The organism is Bradyrhizobium sp. SRL28 (assembly GCF_018596315.1).
Lineage (GTDB): Bacteria > Pseudomonadota > Alphaproteobacteria > Rhizobiales > Xanthobacteraceae > Bradyrhizobium.
Genome location: NZ_JAHEAG010000248.1, coordinates 1 through 347, shown reverse-complemented (window position 1 = coordinate 347; position 347 = coordinate 1). Strand labels below are relative to the sequence as shown.

The following is a 347-nucleotide window of genomic DNA, read 5'->3' as shown; positions in this document are numbered from 1 at the left end:
GTGATGCGGCGGCCTGCGGCTTTGCGTCTCGCCTTCAGCATGGTCTCCGAAGCCCGGCGTTCGGCGGTGCCATTGGCATGCGTGACCCTGCCGGCCACCGCCAGCCCATGCCGGTTCTCCATGGTGGCGTGACCCATATAGCAAAGCCTGGCCTCTCGTCCGGCCGCCTTGCGATAAAGCCTGCTGTCCGGGTCGCTGGTACTTGCATGGGTGTCGTTCTTGCGCTTCTGGCCGTGGAAGTTGGCGCCATCATCATCGTCGCCGCTGCCGTCCTTGGGGCGAAAACTCTTCTGTGAAGCCCAGGCCTCGATCAGCGTTCCATCCACCGAAAAATGCTCGTCCGACAA

At 63.1% G+C, this 347-nt stretch carries 1 pseudogene; it reads right to left on the bottom strand.

Annotation, left to right across the window (positions count from 1 at the left end):
• Positions 1-347: pseudogene (locus KIP88_RS46210) on the bottom strand (IS5/IS1182 family transposase); the annotation flags it as partial.